Genomic DNA, 20680 nt, shown 5'->3' on the forward strand with positions numbered 1-20680 from the left:
GAGACACGGCCGACTTCCGGGACCGGGGCGCGGGTGGACACCACGGAGCCCGGCGCCGGGATCCGAATGCGGATCCCGGCGCCGGGCCATGGCGTTTCGCGGCGGCCTCACCTGTCCGCCGACGGTCTCCTCGCTCGCTCGCGGGCCGGCCGAGCTAGCTGCTCGGCGCGTTCGTCTCCGAGTTCGCATCGGAGGTCGACGCGGACGCGGACGCGGTGGAGCCGGCCGGTGCGTTCGAGGTTGGTTCCGGATCCGCGGCAAGTGTCGGGGTCGCCTCGGTGCGTGGCCCCGGCAGCGTGGCACCGGAGCGGCGGCGCCGGGCCCGGAGTTCGAGGTACACGGCCAGGCCGAGCAGGGCCAGGCCGAGCAGGAGGGCCACCAGTGGGGCCACCACGCCGAGCAGCCACAGCGCGCGGGCGCCGTCCGCGGCGTTGTCGGCCAACTCCGCGCGCGAAGCCGGCGTGGTGGTCATCTTCAACGACATCACCGGGAAGACCTCGGCCTGGGCGCCGGTCGCCGACGTCGCGGTCGCGGTGAGGGCCTGGGTGGATTCGAGGTCCACCGTGACGCCGGTCTCGGTGTCGACCCAGCCGGTGAGATCGGTGGTCGAGGTGTAGGCCAGCGGGGTCGGGTCGGCCTGGCCGCCCAGGTCCGGGACCCGACCCGGGAACGCGACGCCGGCCAGGCCCTGGACCGCCGCCTTCGGCATTGCCGGCGGCAGCGTGCGCAGGGACTCCGGGTCGGTCAGCCGGCCGCTCGTGCGGATCGTGAAGACGTACGTCTCGCGGCCGGCGCGCCGCTCGGTCCGTACGTACGTGGCCGGGATCGTGGTCTGCGTCGGCGAGTCCCAGAACGGATAGTTCTTCTTCTCGGGTTCCAGCGGGAAGCCGGCGGTCAGGCCCCGATGCGGGTTGGCGGCGACGCCCTTGGGCGTCGGTCGCTCGAGCAGGCTCTTGCGGTCCACCGCCCATCGTTTCTCGACGCTGGTGAGGGCTTGTTTCTGCGGGCCGGACACCACGGTGCGGTCGCTGAGCACGACGGTGGACCCGGACGTGTGCACGGCGTGTACGTGCCGATCGACGGTGACCGGCAGGTCCCGCACGATGGCCCCGGACAGGTTGCCCGCCTGCAACGCCTGCGGGTCGAGCATGGTCATGCCGCCGGCGAAGTGCATCGTGAAGTCGGCGTCGTCGGGCACCTGGTGCACGGCGGGCAGCACGGCGAACCGGGTCACCGCGCTCGTCGCGACCAACAGGGTGGCGGCGGCGCCGAGATACCAGGACGTCTTTCTCATCAGACCAGCCTCCGCAGGTCGCCAGATGGCCCCGGGAGGGCCGGATGTCCCCCCGTCGCGTCGGCGCACGCGACCTGATGGCCCGTACCCCACCAGGATCCGCACCGGATTGCGCCAGATACCCCGATTCCCATACCAGCCCGACCCGTTGGTGGTATATCGGGCGCACATTCACCCCACGCCCCTCGAACCCCGTTTCACCACGCGCCCGTTCCCCCGGCGCCTTCCCGAACCACCCGCGCCACCGGCGCCGTTGCATCTCGCGCTCCACATCGCCGCACACCTCCCCATACACCTCGCCATGCAAGTACCAGGTCAGAGGCGGATTTTGGGCTCGTAAGCAAAAAGATGAGCAGGCCTTGGTCGTGCTCTCCGCCGCCTCGTGCGAAAGTGGATGAAGAGCCCCCATCGGTCCAGGTCCGACAGGCAGGATGGTGCGATCGTGCTGGTGGTCTACGAGTTGCGCGCCGAGTACGCCGGAGACGAAATCGGCGCGATCAGGTTGTGGCACATGATCCGGGACGCGAGCGACCGGGCTCTGTGTGGTCGGGCGCTGCGATCCGATGCGGAGACTCGGCCGGACCGCGAGTGGGGACCCACTCAACCCTTTTGCCACACGTGCGGTGCGCTCTACCTCCGCCAGGTCCCCTGACTCACTCGGCCCGGGCCCGAACCCAGGCGTGGACGGATGTGCATGAACTCGGAGTAGCCGGCGGGTCGATGTCTGCCGATCGACGCGGGGCTTGACATCGGCGCAGCAGGGGAGCGGCGGGCAACGGGCCCGGGTGGCGGCTTCGTTTGCTTCCCCGCCCTGCCGGCTCGGAGGTTGATGCACCGTAACCCTATGGGAAATCGCTTGCGCCCTGAAGACGCATGTCCCGCTGTACGGTTCCGCGACAACGAGCCGCCGGGATGGGAAGCGGCCTCGGATGTCGTACCTGCCATGCCGATTCGAGCCACCGGGGGAGTCCGGTGGTTCCGAGCTTGCGTGCGCCCGGATCCGGAGCGCGTTGTGGCGTCGTGCCGTTCGGTGCGGCGGGGTGGAAACCGAGACAGGGGTTCATGTGGCGAATGCCGATGTAGTGGCTCGCGCGCGAGTCATGTTGTTCGACGTCGACGCGTTGTCGGCGGAACGATTGGTCGGGATCTATCGCGTCCTGGGGGAGGTCGACGGACCCGCGCACTACGCCCGGCGGTTGGCCCAGGCGCTGCACACGACCGGGTACATCTTCGGTCACCACGGGGCCGAGATGGCCCTCACTCTCGACCGGCTGACCGAGGCGATCGCGCTGTGCCGAGCCCTGGACCCGACCGAACACCGGGACCGGGACGCGGTGTTGCGCGGCATGTTGCACACCCACCAATGGGCGCTGTACCGCTACGACCGGCGGGCCGAGGCGCTGGCCGTCCGGCGCGAGATCGTCACCCTGGCCCGTGCCGGCGGCATCGGCCATCGGTGGTCCCTGGCCGAGGCGCTCCTGGAGGTCGGCGTCGCACTGGTCGAGGACGGCCACGACGACGAGGCCGAGCCGCTGTTCGCCGAGGCGGTCGCGGTCACCGCCGGCCTCTCGCGGGGATATCTGCCCCGTGCCGACCGACACTGGTACGTCACCGCGCACGCGAGCGCGCTCACCACTCGCGGCCGGTACGCCGAAGCCGCCGACGCCTACCGTCCGTTGCTCGAGTCGACCCACGAGGACCGCCAGGTCCCGATCCTGCTGTACGGCGCGCACCTGCTCGCCGCCGCGAACCGTCCCGCCGGCGGGCGAGCGGTGTTCGAGCGCGCGGTCGAGGAGTACCGGCGGCGGGCCGCGCACAGTCCCACCCGGGGTCTGCGCCACGACCACCTCGCCCACCATCTCGCGGCGATCGGCGCCGCCGACGAACCGGCCGACATCGCCTACGCCACCACCCCCGACCACTGGTCCCCCACCCGCCTGAGTCGGCACGCCGACGCCGAACCCGCCCTGCGTGCCGCGCTCGACGCCCCGACCACCACGCACGCCGAACGGATCGTGCTCGAACGCCGGCTCAACGTCCGCGCGACCTTCGCGCCGATGTCCCGGGAGGCCGCCGCCCGCCGCCTCCTGCCCGCCTACACCAGGGCGCTCGAGCAGACCCGAGCCCTCGCCGACCCGGCCGGCGCGAACCCACTGCGCGTCCGCGCCCTGACCGACCGCGCCCTGCTCCTGGCGAGCGTGGGCCGCGCCCGGGACGGCATCGCCGATCTGGAGGAGGCGGCCGACCTGTACGGCTGACCGCCCCGGCCCGGCCGCGGCGCGAGCGTTGGCGTCGCGGCCGGCGCCCGATGTACCGCCTCGACCTTGATCGGCGCCAACTGGCCGGATTTCGCGGTACCCGCAGAGCCGTTCCGCGCATAGCCTCAAGGAGTTCGCGAACACGGAACGTCAGCGTGTCGCCACTTTCGGTTTCCGGCAGGCCCGACCGAGGAGGATTCCCATGACGACGCACGAGTCCGAAACCGCCGCGCGGGAGCAGTTCCCGATCATCGAATCGTTCACCCAGGACGCTCCCGCCAACCCGCACTGGAAGATCCTGGGCAGCGCACGACTCAACGGCAGTCTGGAACTGACCCCGAACGCCCAGTCCCAGGCCGGCACGGCCTTCCTCGACCAGCCGTTCTCCTCGTCGCTCGGGGTCACCATCGACTTCGACTACTCGTGCGAGGGCGGCGGCGGGATGGGCCTGGGAGACGGCTTCAGCGTCTACCTCATCGACGGGGAGCAGACGACCGGACCCGGCGGCCGGGGCGGAGCTCTCGGTTACTCGTTCACCAAGTCGGGGTCGAACATCGTCGCCGACGGGGTCACCGCCGGTTACGTGGGCATCGGCTTCGACAACTTCGGGAACTTCGCCTCACCGTACGCCGGCACGGGGGGTCCGGGCCGACTCCCCGACGTGGTGGGGGTACGCGGCTCCGGCAGCCTCAAGGAGGGCTTCCGCTGGCTCACCGGCGAGTCGGTACCGGACGGATTCCGCGGGTCGTGGGAGGCCGGCGCCCGGATCCAGGTGTCGATTATCGACGGGCTGCTGACCGTACGGCACGCGAACGCGGCCGATGAGAACGGCACCCTGGTGATCGACAGGTTCGACCTGGCCCGCGCCGAGGGGCAGGTCGCGCTGCCCGCGACCTTCAAGCTGGGCTTCGCCGCCGGAACGGGCGGTGCCACGGCGGCGCACCGGATCAGGAACCTCAAGGTGGCACTTCCGGTGAACATGCCGCTGGAGATGAGCGGTCCGCTGACGGCGAAGTCGGGCGAGCCGATCTCGTACGACATCAGCGTGCAGAACCAGGGCCCCAACGACGCCCCGGACGCCGTCGTGGAGGTCACCGTACCGGCCGGACTGACCGATCCGAAGCTCTCCTGTCGCGGCGAGAACGGCGCGGCCTGCGGTTCCGTTCAGGCGGGTCTGCGGCTGCCGATCTCGCTGCCCAAGGGCAGCAAGGCGTTGGTCGGTCTGACCGGCACCATCGCCTCGGACTTCCAGGGCCGGATCACCGCCAGGAGTTCGATCAAGTCGGAGACGCGCGCCAACACGGCGCAGCAGTACGCCGACGCGGTCGACACCGACGTGGAACTGCCGCGTGTCGGCATCGAATACGTGCAGTTCCCGGGGTGGTCGCAGACCAGTCCGCCCGAGGCACGGGGATACGTCATCCCCTACGACCTCACCTTGGCCGCGAACGGGGAGCGCGTGGTGAAGTGGGAGGTCTACTTCGACGTTCCGGTGGGCACCCGGGTCAACCCGACCCAGAGCTACTGGTTCACGGTGACCAAGGACGGCAGCGACGGAAACGTGGTCCTGACCTCTCCGGACAGCGGGCACACCATCGAACCCGGTGATCCGCTCACCTTCCGGGTGCCGATGCTCTACAAGTCGCAATTCGAGGCCGGGGACGGTGAGTTGCGCAATCTCCGCGCCATCGAGGTGACGCGGCCGTAGGACGCGCCTCGGCGCCGTGGCCGGGCGCGTTCGGGAGGGCGGGGCACCATGCACGGTTCCCCCCCGAACGCGCCCGGACCCGACGCGTCAACGGACGGCCAGGCCCTCGATCTCGATCGGCGTGTCCGGGTGGGAGAGGGCGGTGACGCCGACCAGGACGGTCGCCGGGCGGCAGGCCTCCCGCTCCAGGCGGGCGGTGATCACGCCGGCCCGGCCGACCCACACGCCCGACCCACACGCCCGACCCGCCCCCGCACCGACGGAACCCGCCCCGTCCCTCAACTCTCCGCGGTCGCCGCCCGCGCGTGCGGGATGGTGGGGCTCGCGTGGATGCCGTACTGCGCGGCCTGCGCCGTGTACATCGCCCGATACCGCCCCGCGTCGAGCGCCATCAGGCCCTCGTGGTCGCCCTGTTCGATCAACCGGCCGTCCTCCAGGACGTAGATCAGGTCGGCGGTCGCGGTCGCGGCCAGTCGGTGTGTGATGAGCAGTACCGTCGTCCCGTCGTCGGTCATCGAGCGCAACGCGGCGAACGCGGCGATCTCCGCCTCGGGGTCCAGTGCGGATGTCGGCTCGTCGACGATCACGAACGGCGCGCCGCGATAGCGGGTCCGGGCGTTGCCGATCTTCTGCCACTGCCCGCCGGAGATCTGTGAACCGCGCTGGTAGCCCTTGACGATCAGGGTGTCCCAGCCGTGCGGCAGCGAGTCGACCAGGTCGGCGGCGTCGGCCCGGGCGACCGCGTGCTCCACCCGGGCCTGATCGAGCGGCCGGTCGGGACGGCCGATGAAGACGTTCGCGCGCGCGGTCATCGCCCATCGCGGGAAGTCCTGGCCCAGCACCGCCACCCGGTCGAAGATCTGATCCCGGTCGGCGTCGCGGACGTCCACGCCGCCCCAGGTCAACGTGCCCTCGCTGGGCAGCAGCAGACCGGCCACCAGCTTGGACAAGGTGGTCTTGCCCGAGCCGTTCTCGCCGACCAGCGCGACCACCTTGCCCGCCGGGATGCGCAGGCTGACCCGATCGAGTGCGGGCGCGTCGTTGCCGGGATAGCGATACGAGACCTGGTCCAGTCGTACCTCGTCCACGTCGCGCGGGAGCGGCAGCCCGCCGACGGGGATCGCGCGGCGCTCCGACTCGGTGCAGGCGTCCTCCAGGTCGCGCAGGTACAGGGATTCCTCGTACAGGCGATTGACCTGCATCACCAGCGCGGTGAGCCCGCTGGTGCAGGTGCGGATCGCGATCACCGCCGTGCCGCCGGCGGCCAGTGGCATGCCACCTTCGGTGAGGAGCAACCACAGGGCCGCGTACACCAGCAGCGCGCCGAGCCCGGACAGCGCGGACGCGGTCGCCTGGGTCACGCCCTTGGCGTGCGCGAGTCGGCGGTGCTCGGTCTCGATCGTGGTGGACATGTCCTCGAACGCGTCCAGCACCAGTCGTCCGGCGCGGTGCGCGCGTACCTCGGCGGCGGGCGCCGGTTCGATCAGGCTGCGGCCGAGGATCTCGATCGCGCGCCGGTGTTCGAGCCACGCGTGTACGGATTCGTGCTGCCGACGGGCGGACCGTACCGCGCCCCAGCCCTTCGGCGCGGCGACCAGGAACAACAGCGGCAACAGGATCGGGTTGAGCAGGGTCAGTACGCTGCCGGTGGCGATCAGGCCGACCAGGGCGTTGATCACCGCGACCGAGGCGCCGATCATGCGCCGTACCGAATCGGTGCCGAACCGGCCCGCGTCCAGCGTGCGATGGAAGCGCGCCTCCTCGAACGCCTGGAGTTCCACCCGGGCGGCGAGCCGGTAGTAGCGGGCCGTGCAGACCCGTTCCACCTGCGGTTCGAGCCGACTGGTCGCGCCCACCGAGACCGCGGCGAGCAGTGCGGACAGGGCGGTGACGACCATGATGAACAACAGCGCCGGTGCGGCGTCGCGCAGTCGGTCGGTGGTCGGAACGTCGGCGAACAGCGCCACCAGCGCGCGGTTGGTCGCCAGCAGCCCGAGCCCGGCCGCGAGACCCTGGCCGATCTCGGCCCCGAGCAGCGCGAGTACGGCGCGTCGATCCACGCTCCACGCGGCGCGCGTGACCAGCGCGACCATGCTCGGCAGTTGCCGCGCCATCGCCCAGAACGACACGCGCAGCAGCGGCTGTTCATGCTGGGTGAAAGACATGTCGTAGCGCAACGCGCCGCCGAACAGCAGCTTTTCGGACCCGGACACCGGAATCCCCCGCCCCGCGGGCGCCCGGCGACGAAACCTCATCGGATCTCCCTGCGGAGGCGGCGCGGATGCGGGCGCCGGGGCGCCCGGCAGGGGGCGCCGGGGTCGGACGGGACGGATCGGGTGGGTGGGGCGACCCGAGCGGATCGGTCGGGTCGAGCGGGTCGGGCGGGTTGCCGAGGACCGGTGGGTCGGGTGGGTTCGGGTGATGCGATCGTGTGCGGCAGTGGAGTGCCTCCGGTTCGGTGGTCGAGCGCTACGACTTGCCGGCGTGGTGCGCCCTCGTGGGGCGGTACGACTCGGTGGAGCGGCACGTGCGTGTTCACGGGCGAGTGGGGTTCGACTCGCGGTGGCGCGGAGTCCGACATGACCACGTCCTTTCCCGGTCCTGGGCACTGCCTGCGGACGCACATGCTGCCCCTGGTTCGGGGCCGCCCGGCAGGGGCGTACGGGCGTACGAGCCGGGCGTGCCCGACCCGTGGCACGCTTGCCCGCGCGCCCGACCGACAGTGGTGAACCGTCCCCATACGAGGGCGAGTTCGGGTAGCGGGGCGGGGAGCGCAGGTTGGGTCACGCGCCCCGCCACACTCCGGCGGATCCGGCCGCGCGCAGCGCGTCGTGCGGTCGGCGACCGGGAGCCGTGTCGGATCGCCGGGTCGGTCGTTGGTGGGGTGTGGGTCGTTGGGGTGGATTGACGAACAGTCAGTGGACGATGGTCGAGCCGCTGTTGCCGGATCGCGCCTCGCCACGGCGCGGCGGTCGGTGGATCGATCACCGCGCGATGATCGACGCGGTGGCCTGGAAGTACGAAAACGGCTGTCCGTGGCGCGAGTTGCCGGACCGGTTCGGGCCGTGGCAGACCGTTTACCACCGGTACACGGTGTGGGCGAAGGACGGCACCTGGCGTCGCATCCGGACCCGCCTGCAGGTCTGTCCGGACCCGGACGGCAACCTGGACTGGCTGATCGAGGTCGATACGACGCCGACCCCTCCGAGCGGTGCGGCGACCGGAACGGCGCAGGGCGCCGCGAACGGAACCGCCGACCGCTGACGCCGCACGAAACCCGGCCGGCGGCGCGATCGTGCCGGCCGGCGTACGACGCGACGTGTCCATGAAAGTCGTTCCGATCCGGCCCGGGCAAGCGGATTGTTCGCACGGACCGTGTCCGTGCCCGCACTCGATGCCACGACCTTTCGGCACGCCGCGCCTGCGCCCGCCGTGCCACCGCCCGATCCATCCGCGCGGTGCCGCCGTCCCGCCGCCTTGCGCCGGGTGGTCTGTCACGATGTTCACATGCGTGTGTCGATAGGTGACATCCGACTGTATTTCGACGTGGATGGACCGAGGGTCGTGCCGTACGGTCCGATCATGGTCGAGCGGCCGACCCTGGTGCTGTTGCACGGCGGACCCGGCGCCGACCACTCGTCGTTCAAGCCCGCGATGTACGCGGCCGCGCGCTTCGCGCAGGTCGTCTACCTCGACCAACGCGGCAGCGGCCGATCCGATCGGGGCGACCCGGAGCAGTGGACCTGGGATCGGTGGGCCGACGACGTGATCGCGTTCTGCGACGCGCTCGACATCGCCGCTCCGATCCTGGTGGGCACCTCCAGCGGCGGCTGGGTCGCGCTGACCGCCGCGATCCGACACCCGGGGCGGGTCGGCCGACTCGTACTGGACAGCGTGATGCCCGGGCGCATCGCCGAACGGCTCGACGTGTTCGAACGGCTCGGCGGAGTACCGGCGCGCGAGATCGCGCGCCGGTACTGGAGCGGCGAGAGCCCCGAGAGCATCCGGCGGGACTGGGAGGACGTCTGCCTGCCGCTGTACTCGCAACGCACGGACGGCGATCCGGACGCCGCGAACCGGCAGCGTCGGATCCGCTGGAACCACGACGTCCTGGAACGCTTTCGGCGGCATTCGGCGGACGACTTCGGCGGCTGGGCCCGGCTCGCCGAGATCACCTGTCCGACGCTGATCCTGGCCGGCGAACACGACCCGGTGGCCACCGCGAGCGCGGCCCGACGACTGGCCGCCGGGTTGGTCAACGCCGAGACCCGGCTGCACGTCCTGCCGGGCGCGGGCCACGGCGCCTTCCGGGAGGACCCGGAGCGTTCCCTGGCGGTGCTCCGGACGTTCCTTGCGGGTCGGCGGGGCATGCCCGCGAAGGCCGAAGGCGGCTGACCGGCCCGGCACGAACACCGCCCGTTCCGCGCCCGCCGGACCTGCGCCCCCTCGGCGTTCGGTGTCGCGACGGACGCGGCCGGCGAGCGGTGGCATCGCGGCGGACGCCGCGGCAGCGCCCCCGGCGTGAGCGCCACCGCGTCGTGTTCCCGCCGCACGTCCACGGCACCGGGTCATCCGGTTCGGCCCGCGCGCCCCGCCCGCGCCTGGTCGACGAACTCGGCCAGTCCGCTGGGGGTGACGCGTTCCAGGATCGCCTTCGGCTCCACGGCGATGCCGTACCGCTTGCCGAGGACGTCCGCGAACTCGACCGCGAGAGTCGCGTCCACGCCCAGTTCCGCGAACGTGTCGTCCGGGTCGATCCGGGAGATGTCGAGGGAGACGAGTCGGGCGGTCTGATCGACGATCTCGTCGAGCAGGGCGGCGTTCACGGGCATGGCGAGGCTCCTTGACGGGTCATGGATGCGTCCCGGGCGCGGGATGTCCGAAGCGGGCGGCGCGTCGACAGGAGCGATCCGGGGCGGCACGGAGAGGCCTCCCGGGTCGATCCGACGGCCTGTCCCGAGGTCGCCCACCGACCCGACACCGGCTCCTGTCGCCCCGGAAACGCTAGTCGGCGCGCAGGTCCCGGCGGTAGGACGGGACCGGCCCGTCGCAGGTGGCGAAGCATGGCGAATCGATCCCGCGCGTGGTCCCGGTGGTGGGCGGATCGATCCGCCGGCCGGGCCCGGGCCGGGTCGCGTCGTCGGCCGCCGTCACAGCGGCGGGTTGAGACCCTCGAAGAAGGCCAGGAGTACGGCTTCGCGCAGCCGCGAGGGGAGGCGGTCGAGGAGCGCGTGTACCGGGGCCATCCGCCCGTCGGTCAACAGGCCGGTCTTGACCATGAGTTCGGTCAGCGCGTCGGCGGACACACCCGCTTCGGACTCGGCGAGGGCGGCGAGTTCGTCGACGGAGCGCAGTTGTTCGGGCGTGGGCAGCGGGTCGCGCTCGCCGGCCGCGCGGACCGCCGCCCGCAGCGCGGTGAGCAGGTCCGGGACGTACGGGCCGTGGGTCGCGGTCATGGTGAGGTGGATGGTCGGCGGGATGCCGGGTTGGGACAACTGCGGCTGCACGGCCCAACCCAGGCGTTCCAACTCGTCCAGGAACGCGAAGAAGTCGACGCCGTTCGTGGTCACCGCGACCAGGCTCGCGGCGGGCGAACCCAGCACCCGCAGGCCCGCGATGGCGCCGATCCCCTCGACCAGGCTCTCGGTGGCGGCCAGGGTGCGGCTGACCAGGTCGCGATACCCGTCGGCGCCCAGATGACGCATCACCGCCCACGCGGCGGCGATCAGGCCGCCGGACTTCGAGCTCTGCATGGTCGGATTCACCACCGGATAGCCGGTCCAGTCGGCGGCGACGAAGTACTGGGTTCGGCGCAGCGCGGCCGTGCGGTACAGCAGGATCGAGCAACCCTTGGGCGCGTAGCCGTACTTGTGCAGGTCCACCGAGATCGAGTCCACACCCGGCACCCGGAAGTCCCAGGCAGGCACGTCGTGTCCGAGCCGTTCGGCGAACGGCAGCACCCAGCCGCCGATGCACGCGTCCACGTGGCAGCGCACGCCGCGTCGCGCGCAGAGGGCGGCGATCTCGGGGATGGCGTCGACGACGCCGTGGCCGTAGGAGGGTGCCGAGGCGACCACCAGGACGGTGTCGTCGGTGATCGCGCGGTCGATCGCGGCGACGTCGGCGGTCATGTGGACCGGGTCGATGTCCACGATCACCGGGTCGAGGCCGAAGTACTTCGCGGCCTTCGCCCATGCGGCGTGTGCCGAGCGGGCGAACACGATCTGCGGGCGGGCCGGGTCGGGCCGCGCGTCCCGAGCCGCCTTGGCGGCCAGGAGGCAGCTTTCCGTACCGCCGCTGGTCCAACTGCCGGCCGCGCCCGCCGGCGCGTGCAGCATCTCGCCGACGGCCGCGACCACTTGGTGCTCCAGCGTCGCGACGCTCGGGAAGGAGGTCGGGTACAGGCCGTTCACATGCAGGTACAACTCGAACGCGCGGACGGCGACCTCCTCGACGGAGGCGGCGCCGGAGTCGAACGTGTTGGCCACGCCGGGCCGTCCGCGCCCGGGTTCGTCGGCGGCGTGCATCGCCGTCAGTTCCGCGAGTACCTCGGCCACCGGCCGGCCGTCCGCGAACATGCCCACGCGTGCCTCCCCGAGTGCGATGTGCGACTGCTTGCGAATGCGGGTGTGAGCCCGGGAGCGGGTGGTTGCGCGACCCGGTCGCGGGTTGGGGCACGGTAGCGCGGCGGGGTGCGCGATGTCTGTAGGCGTCAGTGGGGTCGGTGGGGTCTGCGGGGGTCTCCGGATGTCTGCGCGGGGAGCGGCCGTCGGGTGTGGGTGGGTGTGTCGCGGCCAGGCTGACGCGGGGCGTGCTCTCTAGGGTTGGGAACGCTTCCCAGGGTTGGGAGCGTTCGAAGAACTCGCCTCGAAGGGCAGAACCATGGCCATCGCGACCGCCCGCCATCCCGAGTTGCCCGAGCTGCTCGAATTCCTGCGCCCGCGCCACCGCGGTCTGCTCGCCACCACCCGCGCGGACGGGCGTCCACAGATGTCCCCGGTGTCCTGCGGTGTCGACGAGGCGGGCCGGATCGTGGTCTCCACATACCCCGATCGGGCCAAGGCGCGCAACGCCCGCCGGGACGAACGGGTGTCCATGTGTGTGGTCTCGGACGACTGGAACGGTCCGTACGTGCAGGTGGACGGCCGGGCCGAGGTGTTGGACATGCCGGACGCGCTGGAGCCGCTGGTCGAGTACTTCCGCTGTATCGCGGGCGAGCACCCGGACTGGGACGAGTACCGCGAGGCGATGCGCAAGCAGGACAAGTCGCTGATCCGCATCCACATCGAGCGCTGGGGGCCGATCGCCACCGGCGGCTTCCCGGCCCGCCCGGCCGAGGCCGAGTAGCCGCGACGCCGACGGCGTCGGGCTCGACGTGGTCGGCTCGACCGGTTGGGGCGCGACGTGGTCGGGGCGCGCCGCCGATCGGCGCAATGCCCGCCGAAACCGGTGCGCGGGGAGTGGGCTGGTGTGATGACCGAGGAGACTGCGGGTACCGTCCGTCCATCCACCGATGCGCTGCCCGGGCGAGTGAGCGCCCGGCGCCGTGAACTCGGGCTCTCCGTGGCGGACATCGCCCGCCGTACCGGGTTGCCCGGGGCGTGGGTGAACTCCGTCGAGAGCGGATCCACGCCACCGTCCGCGCCCGGACTGTCCCGACTCGCCGACGCGCTGGAGACCACCGTCGACGACCTGCTCTCCGCGCCGCCGGCCGCCTTCACGCACCGGACGCCGCCCCGGCCGCCGGGCCAGGATCCGGGTCCGGGCCGGGAGTTGGTGGAGATGAGCGACGAGGAGTGCCAGGCCCACCTGCTCCTCCAATTGGTCGGCCGGATCGCGGTGCTCGACGGGCCCGACCCGTTCGTACTGCCGGTGAACTACGTCATGCTCGGCCGCGACGTGATGTTCTGTACGGCCGCCGACTCGTCCCTGGCCCGGGTCGCCGGCCCGGTCCTGTTCGAGGTGGACGACATCGTCGACGCCGCCCGGATCGGCTGGAGCGTGCTGATCCGGGGCACGGCGGAGCGGGACGAGGACCCGTCGGACGCGCCGTCGGACGCGGAGGGCCCGTGGCCGGCGGGCCGTCGGGACGTGTGCATCCGGATCCGCGCGGAAGGGGTGACCGGCCGACGGGTGCGGCCGGTGGTGGGCGCCGACGCGTAGGGGCGCGGGACGGGAGGCACGCGGTCGGGGGACGCGGTCAGGGTGCGCGTCGGTGCGTGCGTCGGTGCGTGCCCCGGCCGCGTGCCTCCCCGTCCCGGCGGCCGCGTCGGTGCCCGTGTCGGTGCCCGTCACGGCCGCCGCGCCGCCATCCGGGCCGGCCGCATATCGTGTGAATCATGAGTACACACTTTGACGTCGTTGTCCTGGGTGCCGGTCCCGGCGGGTACACCGCGGCGGTTCGCAGCGCGCAGCTCGGACTGCGGGTCGCGGTCATCGAGCAGAAGTACTGGGGCGGCGTCTGCCTGAACGTCGGCTGCATCCCGTCGAAGGCGCTGCTGCGCAACGCGGAACTCGCGCACATCTTCACGCAGGAGGCCAAGACCTTCGGGATCCGCGTCGAGGGTTCGGTGACGTTCGACTACGACGCCGCGTTCAAGCGCAGTCGCAAGGTCGCGGACGGCCGGGTCAACGGCGTGCACTACCTGATGAAGAAGAACGGCATCACCGAGTTCGACGGCCGCGGCTCGTTCGTCGACGCGCACACGCTGGACGTCTCGCTGACCGCGGGCGGCGTCCAGACCGTCACCTTCGACCACTGCATCATCGCGGCGGGCGCGAGCACCCGGCTGCTGCCGGGCACCTCGCTCAGTGAGCGCGTGGTCACCTACGAGGAGCAGATCCTCACCGACCGGCTGCCGGAGAGCATCATCATCGCCGGCGCCGGCGCGATCGGCGTCGAGTTCGCGTACGTCCTGCACAACTACGGCGTGAAGGTGACCATCGTCGAGTTCCTCGACCGGGTCGTCCCGCTGGAGGACGTCGAGGTCTCCACTGAACTCGCCAAGCGCTACCGCCGGTTGGGCATCGAGATCCTGACCTCGACCCGGGTCGAGTCGATCGACGACAGCGACCCGAACGCGAAGGTCCGGGTCACCGTCACCCGCGACGGGCAGCAGCAGGTCCTGGAAGCCGACAAGGTCCTCCAGGCGATCGGCTTCGCCCCGCGCGTGACCGGCTACGGCCTGGAGACCATCGGCGTGCGCCTCACCGAGCGCGGCGCGATCGACGTGGACGGCCGGGGCCGCACCAACATCCCGCACATCTACGCGATCGGCGACGTCACCGCGAAGCTGATGCTCGCGCACGCGGCCGAGTCGATGGCGGTGATCGCCGCCGAGACGATCGCGGGCGCCGAGACCATGGAACTCGACTTCGTGATGATCCCGCGCGCCACGTACTGCCAGCCGCAGATCGCCAGCTTCGGCTGGACCGAGGCGCAGGCCCGCGAGCAGGGCTTCGACGTTCGGGTCGCCAAGTTCCCGTTCACCGCCAACGGCAAGGCACACGGCCTCGGCGACCCGGTCGGCTTCGTCAAGGTGATCAGCGACGGCACCCACGGCGAACTCCTCGGCGCCCACCTGATCGGCCCCGAGGTCACCGAGCTCCTCCCCGAGCTCACTCTGGCCCAACAGTGGGACCTCACGGTCCACGAGGTCGCCCGCAACGTCCACGCCCACCCCACCCTCGGCGAAGCCGTCAAGGAAGCCATCCACGGCCTCGCCGGCCACATGATCAACATGTGACACGGCGGCCCGCCGACCTGCGTCGCAGCGTCCAGCGGCTCCCCGGAGACCACCTTTCCGGACCCCGGAACGAAAGCCGCCTCGCCCACCCGGGCGGGGCGGCTTCCTCCGATGCGATGTCGGCATCGCCGTGGCGGCTTTCGCGTGTTCGCGCCGGCATCCTGTGTAGCGGACGTGCGAGAAGGGATGTGCGCTGATGCGCTGGACGATCCACGGCGAGCGACCGGTCTATGAGAACAAGTGGGTGAACCTGTGGATGGTCGACGTCGAGCAGCCCGACGGCCGTCGATGGGAACACCACGTCGTCAAGATGCGGCACCTCGCCGCGACCGTCGCGGTGGATGCCCAGGACCGCGTCCTGCTCATGTGGCGGCATCGGTTCATCACGGATTCGTGGGCCTGGGAGATCCCGATGGGTCTCATCGAGGACGGCGAGACTCCCGCTGAGGCAGCCGCCCGCGAACTGGAGGAAGAAACCGGTTGGCGACCGGGCACGATCTCGCCCATCGTCTACGCGCAACCGGCGAACGGCATCACCGATTCCGAGCACTACCTCTTCCGCGCCGATCATTTGGAAAGGGTTGGGGAGCCAACCGAGGTGAACGAGTCGGATCGCATCGAGTGGATCCCGATCTCCGAGGTGCGCGGCATGATCGACCGTCGCGAGATCGTCAGCAGTGCCGCCGTCGTGGGCTTGCTGTATGTACTCCTCGACCACAAAAGCAGCTAGCGGTCCGCCTCCTGGAGGAACGTGGTTGCGCGGTCGTGGAAGTCGCGCACGGCAGTCGATGTTCGGTGCGGAGCGAGCATCGAGTGCAACTCCCCGATGTGCCCGAGGACGCGTCGCGACTCAACGTTCTCGGCGATTTCCAGCGTCTCGGTCGCAGTGACCCCTGCCTGGTCGATTTCGCCGGAAGCAACGAGCGTTGCCGCCAACCAGTACGAATGGAACGCGAGATTCCTGGCGTTCGTGCTCTCTGCCTCGGCCACAGCCTGGGCGAGGATGGGCGTAGCGGTCTTCACATCGCCCAGCTTGCTCAGTGCGATTCCCGTATCAATCTTGAGCTTGAGTTCCGTGAAGTAGGAGACCCAGGGCGGATCCCCCGGAACGTCGTCCGCTTCTTCGAGATGTCGTTGCGCGTCGTCGATGGTGCGCCTGCAACTTGCCTCGTCCTTGAGTGCGGCATGAGCGAACGCCTCCCGCATCGAGAGCATCGCCATCACCCGTGGCGTCGCGGTCTGCCTGCATGCATCCTGTCCGGCTCGCGCCAGGGCCACGGCGTTCATGGGCGAACGCCCCTCATACGTTCCTTGCAAGCTGAGCGAGGACAGGATGTTGGCCACGAAGTTCATATCCCCGTTGTCCTTCGCCAGCCGCAGGGACTCTTCAAAGAAGTTCCTCGCCGTGCTGCACAGCCGAGAATCGAAGCAGGTCCATCCACTGAGTCGCGCCAACTCTGCCGCAATCGAGAGCAGTTGACGTCTCATATGGGCATCTCGGCAATCCTGAAGGAGTCCTTGGGCATGGCGTAGTTGTGCCACGACGGCGGGTCGCAACGTGTCCCCGCCGTACTGATCGTCCTGCTGCCAAAAGTGAACGATGGAGGCCTCGAAGGCCGGATGGTGCCCTGCCGCACGCGGCTGCCGGGTAGCGCGACGTTGAGCAGTTCGTCGAGAACGGTCGAGGGGAGACGCGTCGGTTCCGGGAATGGGACCACGATTGGCGAGGGGGAAGCGGTGGGCAGTTCCTTCTCGTTCTCGGGCAGCGAGGCGAGACCCAGGGCGTTCCGTGCGCTGTTGGGCATCCCGAACGCAAGCGCGATCCGTTCGAGAACATCGATGGCCGCGACCGTGCGGTTGCCCTGCTTGATGCGGCTCACCTCGCTTTGCTCCATCAGGGTGAGGTTCGCGATTCGCGTCTGCGAGATACCGAATCCATTGGCCGCGTCGAGGACGAACGAGAACAGGTGTCCGATGCGACGATCACGCAAAGCGGCCGTGACGTGGGGCCGTTGCCAGACCTCATCAGGAAGATTTATCGGTTCGAAAGCGTCACGCCGCATGTGACCCCCTGGCTGCGGTTATGACGTGAAGTCATGGAAATCGCTCGCTGAGCGTGAGCGTACATGTGCTCCGGTCAAGACCGCTGCTCATGGCTTGAATACGGCGGTGTCCTCCAGAGTCGTGTCAGAGAGTCCTTCCATCGAGCCAAGTGCCAGCGAATCGCCAGGTGAGCCATGACCAAATTCCGATTCACCGCCATCGATCCCGACCGTCCCGTTGCCCGGGACAAGATCACCGACATCATCACGGTTCCCCTGCTCTTGTGCGACGCCGCCGCCGCGCCGGTGGGTGAGATCAACCTGCTGCTCGACGGCGTGGGTGCCGAGTTGCTGCACGCGAGCCTGACCCGGGCCCTTGAAGGCTCGGCCACCATCAGGGGGTTCGGGTGATCGGTACACACCTGAACTCCGCGGTGGTGTTCCGGATGTTGGCCGCCGGACCGGAAGCGGCCGCGCAGGCGCGGGCGTCCGTGCGGCGGGTGTGTGACGAAGTCGGGGTGGTCGGTGCGCAGCGGGAGGATCTCGTGCTTGCGACCTCCTCGCTCGTGTCCGACGCCTATCGGCGATCCGTCGCTCGTTTCTACGAGTTGCAGGTGCCGGCCACCGTGCCGCCGGACGGTCCCCTCGCGTGTGTCGAGGTGCGTGAGGTCGACGGGATGCCGCTTCCGCGCAAGCCGGAACAAGGGCATGGGATCGCGCTCGCCGTCCTGCTCGCCGCGCAGTGGGCGCACGGGCAGTGCGGGTGGTTGATCACCGAATGCGGCCCCTCGTCCTGGGTGTTCCTCGCGGACGCGGATCCGGAGGACGGCGGTCCGCGCTTCATGCGCTGTCTGGCCGGCCTGCGCGGACCGGCCGACCTGCACGTCCTGACGCTCGCCGACCTCGATCGCGATCACAGGAGCAACCTGGGGCCGCCCTGCTGCTGCCGAATCCGACCACCCCCGGACCGCCTCGGTCGGGCGCGCGCGATGCCGTCATGCACGCCCTACGCCCGGCCAGGCTTCTCTCCGTCTGGAGCAACGACCATGTCCGACTCGGACGGGTGCCGCCGTGTGCCGGTGATCGATGTGAGTGTGGCGTCCGACGCACGCATGTACGACTGGGCCCTCGGCGGCACCGATTCCTATTCCGTCGATCTCACCGCCCTCCGCCCGCTGCACGACCTCGTCCCCGACCTGCCGCAACTCGCCCAGGAGAACCGTCGCTACCTGGAGCGCGTCGTCCACTTCCTCGCCGCCCGGTGCGGCGTACGGCAGTTCCTGGACCTGGGCTGTGGCCTGCCCACCCCGGCCGCAAGGGTCGGTCGCCGGCGCTTCCGGCACGTCCACGAGATCGCCCGGGACATCGATGCCTCCTCGCGCACGGTCTACGTCGATCGTGATCCGCAAGTCTGGGGCCACGCGAGGATCGTCCTCGACGACGGAGCCGGCGTGGCCGTCGTGCACGCCGACCTCACCGATACCGACTCCGTGTTCGCCGATCCGCGCACGACCCGGCTCCTCGACCTCGAACGGCCCGTGGCCGTGCTCCTGCTCGCGGTGCTGCACTGCGTACCCGACTCCGCCGACCCCGCCGCGCTGGTCCGAGCGATCACCGGGCGCCTGGGTCCGGGCAGTTTCGTCGCCGTCAGCCACCTCGTCGCCGACGACGCGTCCATGCGCCACCGCTACACCGGCCACATGACCCGCGCCACCGGCGGCAGGTGGGGCCGGGTGCGTGAACGCCCCGAGGTCGACGGCTTCCTCGCCCGAACGGACCCGGTGGAGCCGGGCATGGTCGAGATCTCCCGATGGCGCCCCGACTCGCCCGCGCATGGACGCACCTCAATGAGTCGTGAATCGATCGAGGGTTCCGGAGCCTTGTTGCGCTCTGGCTCGCGAACGTCAGGGGAGCGCAGTCGGCTTCGGCGCGCTCGGTGAGCCTTCCGTGGCCGCTTGGGGTTCGGGTGAGTCGTGTACGAGTCGTTCGAGACGCGATCCGCCCCCGTCCGCGGTCGTTGCACGACGCGGGCGGGGGCGGATGGCCGTGGCGGTGTGGGCCTCACCGCCGGATTGTTGGGTTATCCGTCGAGGCCTCCCGAATCGGTCTGTTGGGCGCGCCGCTTGCGCTGGTGGATCAGGACGAGGGCGCCCAGGGCCAGCATCGCGACACCGATGCCGGCCATCAGGCCGACGAAGTTGTTCGAACCGGTGGCCGCCAACTGTGCGTGGCTTCCGGGTGCGGGCGAGCCCTGCGGGGCCTGTGCGTTCGCGGCGTCACCGCGGTGCTGTCCGGGGCCACCGTTACCGGGCGCCTGGGATTCCGCCGCGTGGGCGGGTCGCTGGGAGTCGTGACCGGGTGCATCGGATCCGGGTGCGTGGGTGGGTCGGTTGGAGCCGTGACCGGGTCCATGGGTTCCGGGTGCGTGGGTGGGTCGGTGGGAGCCGGTCGGACGACCCGATGCGGACGGGCTGGAAGTGCCGGGACCAGCCGGACCCGACGGTCCTGCCGGACCTGCCGGACCTGACGGGCCCGCGGGGCCTGCCGGACCTGGGGAGCCGGGTGCACCGGGAGAGCCGGGTGCACCTGGGGAGCCAGGCGCACCTGGGGAGCCGGGCGCACCTGGGGAGCCGGGCGCACCGGGAGAGCCGGGCGCACCTGGGGAGCCGGGCGCACCGGGAGAGCCGGGTGCACCTGGGGAGCCGGGTGCACCTGGGGAGCCGGGTGCACCTGGGGAGCCGGGCGTACCTGGGGAGCCGGGTGCACCCGGGGAGCCGGGCGTACCTGGGGAGCCGGGCGTACCTGGGGAGCCGGGTGCACCGGGAGAGCCGGGCGTACCTGGGGAGCCGGGCGTACCTGGGGAGCCGGGTGCACCGGGAGAGCCGGGTGCACCTGGGGAGCCGGGCGCACCCGGGGAGCCGGGTGCCCCCGGAGAGCCGGGCGCACCGGGAGAGCCGGACGGTCCGGGCGGTCCGCTGGGTCCGGGAGGTCCGCTCGGTCCGGGCGGACCGCTCGGGCCGATGATGCAGGACGGCTTGGTGATGACGTTCGTGTCCAGGGTGGTCGATCCATTGCGGGCGAGGGCTCGGCCTTCGATGGTCGATCCGGTGGTGACCGAGATGGAGGTCAACGCCATGATCGTGCCCTTGAAGGTGGTGTTCGTCCCGAGCGTGGCCGAACTGCCGACCTGCCAGAAGACGTTGCACGCCTGGGCGCCGTTGATGAGCGCGACGGTACTGGCGGACCCGGTGATCAGGGTGGACGCGATCTGGAAGATGAAGACCGCGTTGGGGTCCCCCTGCGCGTCGAGGGTGACGGTGCCGGTGAGGCCGAGGGGTCCGGTGGAGTTGTAGACGCCGGAGACCAGGGTCAGGCCGACGAGGTCTCCCGCGACGCTCGCGGTGGGGGCTCGCCCGGCGGCGTCGTTGTAGGCGATGGTCAGGTCCGCCTGTGGTCCGGCCGCTGCGGCGGCCGTGGTGATGGTGCCGTTGGTGACGAGCCCCGGCGGAAACCCGACGACCGCGCTGCCCGGACTGACGCCCAGGTTCCCGCTGATGACGCTGGGGCCGGTGTTGGTGACGGTCTGCCCGCCCAGCACCGCGTAACTGTCCGCGGTCCCCAGGTTCACCGTG

Annotated in this window: 20 protein-coding genes and 1 pseudogene; 12 read left to right on the top strand and 9 right to left on the bottom strand. The window is 70.8% G+C overall.

Annotated features, from left to right (window positions below; all coding sequences use genetic code 11):
• Nucleotides 1-154: 154 nt before the first annotated feature.
• Entirely contained in the window at nt 155-1294 is a 1140-nt protein-coding gene (locus OG948_RS47250; protein ID WP_331771206.1) for a porin PorA family protein, read from the bottom strand.
• 442 nt (nt 1295-1736) lie between these two features.
• Between OG948_RS47250 and OG948_RS47255 the strand changes: the two genes are divergently transcribed.
• The 3 genes from OG948_RS47255 (at nt 1737) to OG948_RS47265 (ending at nt 5260) form a co-directional block, all read left to right on the top strand.
• A complete protein-coding gene (locus OG948_RS47255; protein ID WP_331771207.1) occupies nt 1737-1946 on the top strand; it encodes a hypothetical protein in 210 nt (69 codons plus the stop codon).
• A gap of 448 nt (nt 1947-2394) precedes the next feature.
• Nucleotides 2395-3552, top strand: a complete 1158-nt coding sequence (locus OG948_RS47260) for a hypothetical protein (RefSeq protein ID WP_331771208.1) — start codon at nt 2395-2397, stop codon at nt 3550-3552.
• Between the two features lie 202 nt (nt 3553-3754).
• A complete protein-coding gene (locus tag OG948_RS47265) occupies nt 3755-5260 on the top strand; it encodes a lectin-like domain-containing protein (RefSeq protein ID WP_331771209.1) in 1506 nt (501 codons plus the stop codon).
• 87 nt (nt 5261-5347) lie between these two features.
• On the opposite strand, the gene OG948_RS47270 is transcribed toward OG948_RS47265, so the two are convergent.
• Nucleotides 5348-5485, bottom strand: coding sequence for a hypothetical protein (locus OG948_RS47270; protein WP_331771210.1), 138 nt, complete (start codon nt 5483-5485; stop codon nt 5348-5350).
• 53 nt (nt 5486-5538) lie between these two features.
• A complete protein-coding gene (locus OG948_RS47275) occupies nt 5539-7473 on the bottom strand; it encodes an ABC transporter ATP-binding protein (protein ID WP_331771211.1) in 1935 nt (644 codons plus the stop codon).
• A 691-nt stretch (nt 7474-8164) separates the two neighbouring features.
• On the opposite strand from OG948_RS47275, the gene OG948_RS47280 reads away from it, so the two are divergent.
• Together OG948_RS47280 and OG948_RS47285 are read left to right on the top strand one after the other, a co-directional pair.
• Nucleotides 8165-8524, top strand: a complete 360-nt coding sequence (locus OG948_RS47280) for a transposase (protein ID WP_331771212.1) — start codon at nt 8165-8167, stop codon at nt 8522-8524.
• Between the two features lie 318 nt (nt 8525-8842).
• Nucleotides 8843-9655, top strand: coding sequence for an alpha/beta fold hydrolase (locus tag OG948_RS47285; protein ID WP_406300660.1), 813 nt, complete (start codon nt 8843-8845; stop codon nt 9653-9655).
• Nucleotides 9656-9828: 173 nt separating this feature from the next.
• Here OG948_RS47285 and OG948_RS47290 read toward each other — a convergent pair whose 3' ends face one another.
• Both OG948_RS47290 and OG948_RS47295 read right to left on the bottom strand, forming a co-directional pair.
• Nucleotides 9829-10092, bottom strand: coding sequence for an acyl carrier protein (locus tag OG948_RS47290; protein ID WP_331771214.1), 264 nt, complete (start codon nt 10090-10092; stop codon nt 9829-9831).
• A gap of 318 nt (nt 10093-10410) precedes the next feature.
• Entirely contained in the window at nt 10411-11838 is a 1428-nt protein-coding gene (locus tag OG948_RS47295; protein ID WP_331773533.1) for an aspartate aminotransferase family protein, read from the bottom strand.
• 304 nt (nt 11839-12142) lie between these two features.
• Between OG948_RS47295 and OG948_RS47300 the strand changes: the two genes are divergently transcribed.
• From OG948_RS47300 to OG948_RS47315, 4 genes are all read left to right on the top strand, one after another.
• Nucleotides 12143-12607, top strand: coding sequence for a PPOX class F420-dependent oxidoreductase (locus OG948_RS47300; RefSeq protein ID WP_331771215.1), 465 nt, complete (start codon nt 12143-12145; stop codon nt 12605-12607).
• 126 nt (nt 12608-12733) lie between these two features.
• Nucleotides 12734-13423, top strand: a complete 690-nt coding sequence (locus OG948_RS47305; protein WP_331771216.1) for a pyridoxamine 5'-phosphate oxidase family protein — start codon at nt 12734-12736, stop codon at nt 13421-13423.
• Nucleotides 13424-13599: 176 nt separating this feature from the next.
• A complete protein-coding gene (gene lpdA, locus OG948_RS47310; RefSeq protein WP_331771217.1) occupies nt 13600-15006 on the top strand; it encodes a dihydrolipoyl dehydrogenase in 1407 nt (468 codons plus the stop codon).
• 196 nt (nt 15007-15202) lie between these two features.
• Nucleotides 15203-15736 carry an NUDIX hydrolase gene (locus OG948_RS47315; RefSeq protein ID WP_331771218.1) on the top strand — a complete coding sequence of 178 codons (534 nt, stop codon included), beginning with the start codon at nt 15203-15205 and terminating at the stop codon, nt 15734-15736.
• Here the strand turns inward: OG948_RS47315 and OG948_RS47320 are convergent.
• Both OG948_RS47320 and OG948_RS47325 read right to left on the bottom strand, forming a co-directional pair.
• Nucleotides 15733-16494, bottom strand: coding sequence for a hypothetical protein (locus OG948_RS47320; RefSeq protein ID WP_331771219.1), 762 nt, complete (start codon nt 16492-16494; stop codon nt 15733-15735). The two genes, OG948_RS47315 and OG948_RS47320, sit on opposite strands and share 4 nt — an antisense overlap.
• Nucleotides 16491-17069, bottom strand: a complete 579-nt coding sequence (locus tag OG948_RS47325; protein WP_331771220.1) for a helix-turn-helix transcriptional regulator — start codon at nt 17067-17069, stop codon at nt 16491-16493. Before OG948_RS47325 ends, OG948_RS47320 begins: the two co-directional genes overlap by 4 nt.
• A 174-nt stretch (nt 17070-17243) precedes the next feature.
• On the opposite strand from OG948_RS47325, the gene OG948_RS47330 reads away from it, so the two are divergent.
• Nucleotides 17244-17459: a hypothetical protein gene (locus tag OG948_RS47330; RefSeq protein WP_331771221.1), complete on the top strand. Its 216-nt coding sequence runs from the start codon at nt 17244-17246 to the stop codon at nt 17457-17459.
• Complete coding sequence (locus OG948_RS47335; RefSeq protein ID WP_331771222.1) at nt 17456-18988, top strand: SAM-dependent methyltransferase; 1533 nt, start codon at nt 17456-17458, stop codon at nt 18986-18988. Before OG948_RS47330 ends, OG948_RS47335 begins: the two co-directional genes overlap by 4 nt.
• A 140-nt stretch (nt 18989-19128) precedes the next feature.
• Here OG948_RS47335 and OG948_RS47340 read toward each other — a convergent pair whose 3' ends face one another.
• A complete protein-coding gene (locus tag OG948_RS47340; protein WP_331773668.1) occupies nt 19129-19269 on the bottom strand; it encodes an LPXTG cell wall anchor domain-containing protein in 141 nt (46 codons plus the stop codon).
• A 239-nt stretch (nt 19270-19508) separates the two neighbouring features.
• On the opposite strand from OG948_RS47340, the gene OG948_RS47345 reads away from it, so the two are divergent.
• Nucleotides 19509-20072 carry a hypothetical protein gene (locus tag OG948_RS47345; protein WP_331773669.1) on the top strand — a complete coding sequence of 188 codons (564 nt, stop codon included), beginning with the start codon at nt 19509-19511 and terminating at the stop codon, nt 20070-20072.
• Nucleotides 20073-20145: 73 nt separating this feature from the next.
• On the opposite strand, the pseudogene OG948_RS47350 reads toward OG948_RS47345, so the two are convergent.
• Nucleotides 20146-20592, bottom strand: a pseudogene (locus OG948_RS47350) (ice-binding family protein); the annotation flags it as partial.
• Nucleotides 20593-20680 lie beyond the last annotated feature (88 nt).

The sequence above is a fragment of the Embleya sp. NBC_00888 genome (genome assembly GCF_045207655.1).
Lineage (GTDB): Bacteria > Actinomycetota > Actinomycetes > Streptomycetales > Streptomycetaceae > Embleya.